We start from the raw sequence: 319 nt of genomic DNA on the forward strand, positions 1-319 counted from the left end.
GACAGGCTCACCGTCAGCCGGGGCCAGCAAACCGACGGCGTGCCGCACCCACTCGCCCTCCCCCTCGCGAGAGGAGACCGTGACCGTTCGCCGGCCGCTGCCGCCATCGCTATCGCCGACGTGGACCTGGACCTGCACGCCACCGTGCTCCGGCAGGATCAACGGCTCCTGGAGGGTCAGTTCCTCCAGGACACCGCACCCAGCCAGGTCCCCGGCGTGGACGGCCAGGTCCACGAATGCCGTCCCCGGCAACAGGACGGTGCCGTGGACCGCGTGGTCAGCCAACCACGGCATCGCAGCCAGCGACAACCGACCCGTC

At 71.2% G+C, this 319-nt stretch carries 1 protein-coding gene; it reads right to left on the bottom strand.

The window, feature by feature from the left end:
• Window positions 1-319 (bottom strand): polyketide synthase dehydratase domain-containing protein (locus WA788_RS35730; protein WP_335984696.1); only part of this gene is annotated, 319 nt, incomplete at both ends.

Source organism: Streptomyces sp. CA2R106, from assembly GCF_037034245.1.
GTDB lineage: Bacteria > Actinomycetota > Actinomycetes > Streptomycetales > Streptomycetaceae > Actinacidiphila.